Genomic DNA, 6,050 nt, shown 5'->3' with positions numbered 1-6,050 from the left:
GTGGACGCTGGAGGCTTTCAGGTCGATGTCCTCGAGGTCCAGGGAGACGAGTTCGCCCCGGCGCATTCCGGTGGCGTAGAGCGTTTCGAGGATGGCCCGGTCCCGCAGTCCCAGCGGATCGGTAACGTCGGGCTGCCCCATCAGGCGGCGCAGCTCTTCGGCGTTGAGGGCCTTCGGCAAGGCGTGATAGGGCTTGCGGGGGAGTTCCAGGTCGGCCGCCGGGTTGGCCATCAGGAAACCGCTTTTGCACAGCCAGGAGAAGAACCGCTGCAAGGTGCCCAGCCTTGCCCGCTGGGTGCGCACGCTCAGCCGCTCGCCATCCTTCTTCTCGTAGCGGTAGAGCCAGCCCTGGTAGCTCTCGAGGATCGGCTTGGTGATCTGATCGGGAGAGGACAGTTCCCGCTCCTTCGCCCAGTCCAGGAACATCTTCAAAGCCCAACGGGCCGCGCTCAGGCTCGTCTCCGAGTAATTGCGCTCGGCCATCCGCTCCAGCCACGCCTCCGAGTGCGACCACAACGAAAAAGGATCGTCGTCGCCCTCCGGGCGAAGCGGGGCCGACAGGCCCCCTTTGCGGCGGCCACGCATCCCGGCCACGCTCGCTATGCCTTTTATCCCGCCCACGCCTATCCTCCTTCGCTATCGCTACGGCGCGACATGCGTTACGACGCCTTGCGATTTTCCCCCTCTTGTGCGTTTTCGCCGGATCGGTGACCGTTCAGCCCGGAAGGCCCTTTCTGGCTGGCCTGCAACGGTATTTCAGAAGGATGTCCGGTGGGCGACCACCCACCGACCGGGGGCCGACCGGACCCCGACCGCTTCGCGTCGTAGCCGTGTTTGAGCGAGTCCAGATCGAGCAACCCCGTCAAGAAGCGGCTCCCGTCTTCGCCTTCTCCCGCATACAACAACTCGTAAACGTAACCCTGCCACTGGTCAGAGTTGCGATGCACCAAAAGATATTCCATGTCCACCAGACGGGCCAGATGCACTTTCAGTTGCGTGTCTCCCCAGCCGAAGACTTCGCGCAAGCGGCGGCGGCTAAAGAAAAAATCGCTTCGCTCCATCTCCCGCTTCCCGCACTGGGCATCTACCCACTCTTCCAACATCCCCAACAGGCGCCGGGTCTGCGGGGGCAGCTCGTCGAGACTGAGGCCCAAGACTTCGTGGGCCAGAGCGTTGGCGGCCGCCAGATCCTCCAGCGTCACTTCGATGTATTGCAGTCCGTCGCGCTCCTTCAGCGGCCTTTGATGCTGGTGCAAGAGCGCGATGGTCCGGATCAGGGTTAAGTATTTCACGTGGTCGCGCCGGGTGCGCGTGCGGTCGCTCAGGAAGGTCAGCTTTTTTGCGAAGGGGTTGACCACCGGAAGCGGCTTGAGCAGCCGCTGGGCGTTGCGGTGAACCGCAAGGATGCGCTCCCGCTCCACCTTGCGCTTCAAGCCTTCGAAGGTTTCGGCTTCGCGCTGCAGGTGGTGGATCGCCTTGGTCTGCTCCCTGGATTCGTCAACGGTCAGAACGAGACAGCGGTTCAATAGCTCTTCGTCGATGTCCACGGCGGTGGTCGTCAGGAAGATCATCACCGGGCCTTCGACGTGGTATTCCTCCGTCTTCATGCGGCCCTGATCGTCCTTGCCCGTGCTTGCGATCGTCAATTCGCCTTCGCTTTGGAGGAGCTTGAGGGCGTAGGAGGCCTTCTCCGCTCCCTCTTCCTCGACGATGGCGAGGATCTTGTTTTTCAGGTTCGTCTCCCCAAGGTAGTAAAGGCTCTGGCCAGTCATCGCCGAGTATTTGACGCGCTCTTCCTCCGGGATGAAGGCGAGGATCGACTCCATCAGCGTAGACTTTCCCGCTGCGCTCGTGCTCTGCACGATCACCGCAAGCGGCCTGTCCAGCTTCCGCGAGACGCAGGAGAGGTAGCCCGTCAGCTTGTTCGTCGATTCCCCAACGATCCCGCACGATTCGAAGTCGGCCAGGATGCGCTGCAAAAGATCCGGAGAGCGGAGGAGTTCCAAGGCCTCCGCTTGCTCGGCTTCGCTCATCTGCGGATGCGACGGTTGCGGCTCGGTCGCCGCCCGGATGCGCTCTTCCTGCACCTGTTCCAGGGCCAGCAGCAGCTTGCCGAGGTCACGCTTGATTAGATCCGGTTCGAGGGCCGTCTCGCTCGCTGCCGCCCGGATGCGCTCTTCCTGCACCTGTTCCAGGGCCAGCAGCAGCTTGCCGAGGTCACGCTTGATTAGATCCGGTTCGAGGGCCGTCTCGCTCGCTGCCGCCCGGACGAAGGCCTCCCGGTCCTTCGAGCGGTAGAAGTCCAAAGTGTCCAAGTGGAAGGGGCCTTCGCCAAGGCTACGGCCTCCCATGGCTTCTCCCCGGTGAACCATCAAGCGCACCTGAACCTTGAGCACTTCCAGAGAACCGTTCTTTTGCAAACCCCGAACCCGGTAGGAACGCGGGCCGATCTCGAGAACGTAGTCCTCCCCGACAGCCTTCAAAGGCGAGGGATTCACCACATCCGTCTCCGCGTCGCTCCGCCGTGACAAGGAGGACCCAGAGGGCACGGAGGATGAAGCATTTTTATCCTTAGCCGCCCCCTCGTCGTCCGTGTGCGTTTCAGCCCCGACAGGAGTCGGGATTTCGTCGCTCCGCTCCTCAACAGATCCACCTTTAGCAGCTAAATTAGCTACTAAAGAAGAAGGCGCACGCGTATCTTGATCTTTGATACGGGAAGGCTTTTTCCCCAATCCCAACCACTCGGCACCGGAGAGAACCGCCTTCAGCGAGACGGCAGCAGGAGTGATCTTCAAGGCATATTCGTTGGCATCGTGACCGGCCGGGAACTTCACCCGGAAGCATTCGATCCCGATCGATTGGAGCCGGGAAGCGTCCCTTTCGGCGGCACGGTCCCCGGCCTTGTCCCAGTCGTAGGCCAGATAGATACGCTGTGTTCTGTGGCTTCTGAAGGCCTCCAAATGCTCCCCGGTAAAGCCTTCGGTTCCCCAGATGCAAGTCGCGTTGCGGAAGCCGTTCACCCAAAAGGTCAGCGCGTCGATCACCGATTCGGTCAAGATGATCTCGGGGGATTTCAGGCAATCCGGATTCCAGATTCCGGCGTGCGGGCCGGGCAAGTAAAGGTGGTAGATCCCACTCTTTTGACTGCCGACTTTGCGCCCGTAGATCTCCGTTACGTTGCCCTCCTTGTCGATCACGGGGAAGACCAGCGATCCGTTAAAATGCTCGTGACCGCTCTCGCGGTAAATCCCCAGCCGCTGCAAGCGGGTGCGGATTTCCGCTCCGTCCTTGCGGTTCTTGTGCGGCAAGGTCAGCCCGAGCGTCCGGTCGGCGTAGCCGATCCGGAAGGTTGCCAGGGCTTCTTCCTCCCAGAGGCCGCGCTTCTTCAAGTAGTCCACCGCAGCCTTATTCTCCTTTAGCCGCCCCGCGTAGTAAGCGAGCACCTGCCCGAAGAGCGTCTGGTCGTCCGCGTCGAACTCGATCGGAGGCGGAAGCTTCGGAACGGTGGACTTCCTCACCGGACCCGCGCTCCGGTAGAGCGAGGGGTTCTTCGTCCGCAAAAGCTCCACCGCCTCCCGGAAGGAGACCCCGTCGTATTTCATGACGAAGTCGATCACGCTCCCGCCCTGCCCGCTGCTCATGCAGTGCCACAGGTTCTTGCCCGGGGTCACGATGAAGCTCGGCGTCTTCTCCTCCGTGAACGGCGAGAGGCCCGCAAGGTCCTTCGAGCCATGCTTCTTCAGCTCGATTCCCTTGGACCGGACCAAGGCCGCGAGGTCCACGGAGGATTTCAGGGAGTCCAGTTCGGTCTCGGGGATCCTACCCATCTTCCCGCCTCCACTCTTTCAAGGTTTCCACCGGTGGATAATGGCTCTCCAGCCAGTCCGTCACCCGACTCGCCTCCCAACTGCCCGGACGATTCCAAGCCTCGGCCAGATCGTGGGCCAACTCTCCGAGCGTCTCTTCGAGCTTTTGCAAGCAACGCTCCCGCGCCAACGCCCGGGCAGGCTCCAGATTCAGGGGGTGGATTTCTACCACCAGTTTCACCGGAGAGGGCTTCCGTCCGGTCGTTTCAGCTTGCCCTTCCGGGCCGTTTTCTTCTTTCATGTCTTTGTATTCATTTACTGATTGAAGGTCAGCGGCTTATGTTTTCCCGACTCAGCTGCTGGCCTTTTTTCGTATTTGGCAGTCAAGGCAAAACTATCAAAAATTTAAGCATTCTTAACTTGCATAATTTTTTGATAGTTCACATTGGCATAGACATGCAAGCGATTTCCGTGAAAAAGACCATTTTGACGAATCGTCCGTATAATCGGCCCATGGCAAGCGGACGAACCACCACCAAGGAAGCCCCTTTCTTCGGTCAACGACTCTCCCATTTTCGCAAGCAACGCGGCATGACCCAGCAGGAACTCGCCGATGCGCTGGAGATTTCCAGGAGCCTCGTGCACCACTACGAACGCAGTTGCCCGAACCCAACCAGTGATTTCGTGCTCAAGGTTTCAAAGGTTCTCGATGTTTCCCTCGACGAACTCTTCGATCTCAAACCCGAGAAGATCAAAAGCGGCCCACCGCCAAGAGTGAAAAAACTCACACAGCGGCTGGTCGGACTTCCGAAGGCTAAGCAGGGCGTCGTTCTCGAGATGCTCGAAAGCTACCTCGACAAGGCCTCCTGAGCACCAATGGAGCCGGACGATGACACGATTCGGCTCATCGCCGAATGCATGCGCGAGGACGGTGACCGGAAAAAAGAAGAAGCTTACCAAGCCATGCGCAAAGCATGGCTTGAACGTCGTGATGGGAACCCCAGCCTCCAACCCGGTTTCAAGGTCGATACCGATCTTCAGCCTCTTCGATGGCTCGAAGATGGCCGGGATCTGATCCAAAGTGCCAAAGGCACGATTTCGGTTCAGTTGTCCAGCGGCCTTTCCAGACCACCCTTGAACACCTATCTTCCCTATCCGGTTTTCCAGATGGGCGCGGAGATATTTCTCAAGGGCATGTGGCTTTGCCAGTTCGAAGAGTGCCGGAACCTCCGGGATCACGATTGGATGACTTCCGAGAAGCGGAAAGACTACCGAGAGAAACTAAAGGACATCGGACACGATCTAATCGGGCTAACCGCAAGGGTTCGGCAAATCGGACCGTTCGGCGAAAGCGTTCCGATTGGCGAGTTTCTCACGATTCTCGATGCCGTTGTTCGCGAGCACTACTTTCCATTATACGAAGCCGCACGCAAGGGCTCCAACTGGGCTTATGCCCGCTACCCAAAACGGTTCTACAACGACTCGCTGGAGATCGCTTCGGCAAACTCCTTGCTACGGTTTCCCGACCAAAGCCTTTTGCGTCGTGCTTTCGACGACGCATTTGACGAGATCGAACGCATTTGGAACATCCGCGCCAACTTGGCCGCCAGGAGCCGTTCCGAAAGATGATTTTCTCTTTAGCCGCTTTCCAGCGGGCCGGGGAGGCGGCCCAAGATTGGGTGCCAGGCGCGAAGCGCGGGGCATGGCTCCTTCCCCATCCTTCCGGCTTCGCCGGGTAATCCTCAAGCGTCGTAGATGGCCCGCTTGCCGGGCCGTGGGCGTCGCGTCCTGCGTCGGAGTGGCATTTCCCCGCGCGGCGAAGCAAAGCGAGCAACGCGCGGGGCAACCGCGCCACGGGTGGCGGGGGGAAGCTCCCAGAGCAAAGCGAAGCGTGCGATTTTGGGGGCGCGTGGCGGGGAGCGACTAAGGAAAGATTCCTCTTGTCGGAGATATTTCAATACGGAGGCAAGCCTCCCGGATTGCCGTTGCCGCCGGGCGCGGGGCCGTTCCAAACTTTGGAGCATCGGAATCCGATGCGGAGGGAAGCTTTTGGCAAAGCGACGAAGGAGCGCGCAGAGGCCGAAGGACTCGGAGGGAACATTCCCGCGACACCGGGGAGTTTCCGAACCAATACAACGTGAGCCCGCACCCGCCCCGGCTCCCCCACCCCGACCGCGCCGCCTATCCTGGCCGACCTGTCTCGGCGTAGTCCAAAAGGGGCGAAGACGGAAGACTCGCACAAGA

At 60.1% G+C, this 6,050-nt stretch carries 5 protein-coding genes; 2 read left to right on the top strand and 3 right to left on the bottom strand.

Going from position 1 to position 6,050, the window contains the following annotated elements:
- The 3 genes from H5P30_RS02165 to H5P30_RS02155 form a co-directional block, all read right to left on the bottom strand.
- A partial coding sequence (locus H5P30_RS02165; RefSeq protein ID WP_185691327.1) for a tyrosine-type recombinase/integrase occupies window positions 1-621 on the bottom strand: 621 nt, incomplete at its 3' end.
- Between the two features lie 38 nt (window positions 622-659).
- Window positions 660-3,827: a CHC2 zinc finger domain-containing protein gene (locus tag H5P30_RS02160; RefSeq protein ID WP_185691326.1), complete on the bottom strand. Its 3,168-nt coding sequence runs from the start codon at window positions 3,825-3,827 to the stop codon at window positions 660-662.
- On the bottom strand, window positions 3,820-4,107 hold the full coding sequence (locus H5P30_RS02155) for a hypothetical protein (protein WP_185691325.1): 288 nt from the start codon (window positions 4,105-4,107) through the stop codon (window positions 3,820-3,822). The genes H5P30_RS02160 and H5P30_RS02155 overlap by 8 nt, the downstream gene beginning before the upstream one ends.
- 170 nt (window positions 4,108-4,277) lie before the next feature.
- Here H5P30_RS02155 and H5P30_RS02150 point away from each other — a divergent pair, with 170 nt between their 5' ends.
- Together H5P30_RS02150 and H5P30_RS02145 are read left to right on the top strand one after the other, a co-directional pair.
- Window positions 4,278-4,676 carry a helix-turn-helix domain-containing protein gene (locus H5P30_RS02150; protein WP_185691324.1) on the top strand — a complete coding sequence of 133 codons (399 nt, stop codon included), beginning with the start codon at window positions 4,278-4,280 and terminating at the stop codon, window positions 4,674-4,676.
- Window positions 4,677-4,682: 6 nt separating this feature from the next.
- Window positions 4,683-5,435, top strand: a complete 753-nt coding sequence (locus H5P30_RS02145; protein ID WP_185691323.1) for a hypothetical protein — start codon at window positions 4,683-4,685, stop codon at window positions 5,433-5,435.
- Window positions 5,436-6,050: the final 615 nt, after the last annotated feature.

It is taken from the genome of Puniceicoccus vermicola, assembly GCF_014230055.1.
GTDB lineage: Bacteria > Verrucomicrobiota > Verrucomicrobiia > Opitutales > Puniceicoccaceae > Puniceicoccus > Puniceicoccus vermicola.
Note: the sequence above shows the minus strand (reverse complement) of the source record. Positions and strands in the feature narration are given on the sequence as shown.

Bases quoted from the DNA above. Each gene is read 5' to 3' on its own strand.
- H5P30_RS02145 (WP_185691323.1), top strand. From the start codon at position 4,683: ATGGAGCCGGACGATGACACGATTCGGCTCATCGCCGAATGCATGCGC.
- H5P30_RS02155 (WP_185691325.1), bottom strand. From the start codon at position 4,107: ATGAAAGAAGAAAACGGCCCGGAAGGGCAAGCTGAAACGACCGGACGG.
- H5P30_RS02160 (WP_185691326.1), bottom strand. From the start codon at position 3,827: ATGGGTAGGATCCCCGAGACCGAACTGGACTCCCTGAAATCCTCCGTG.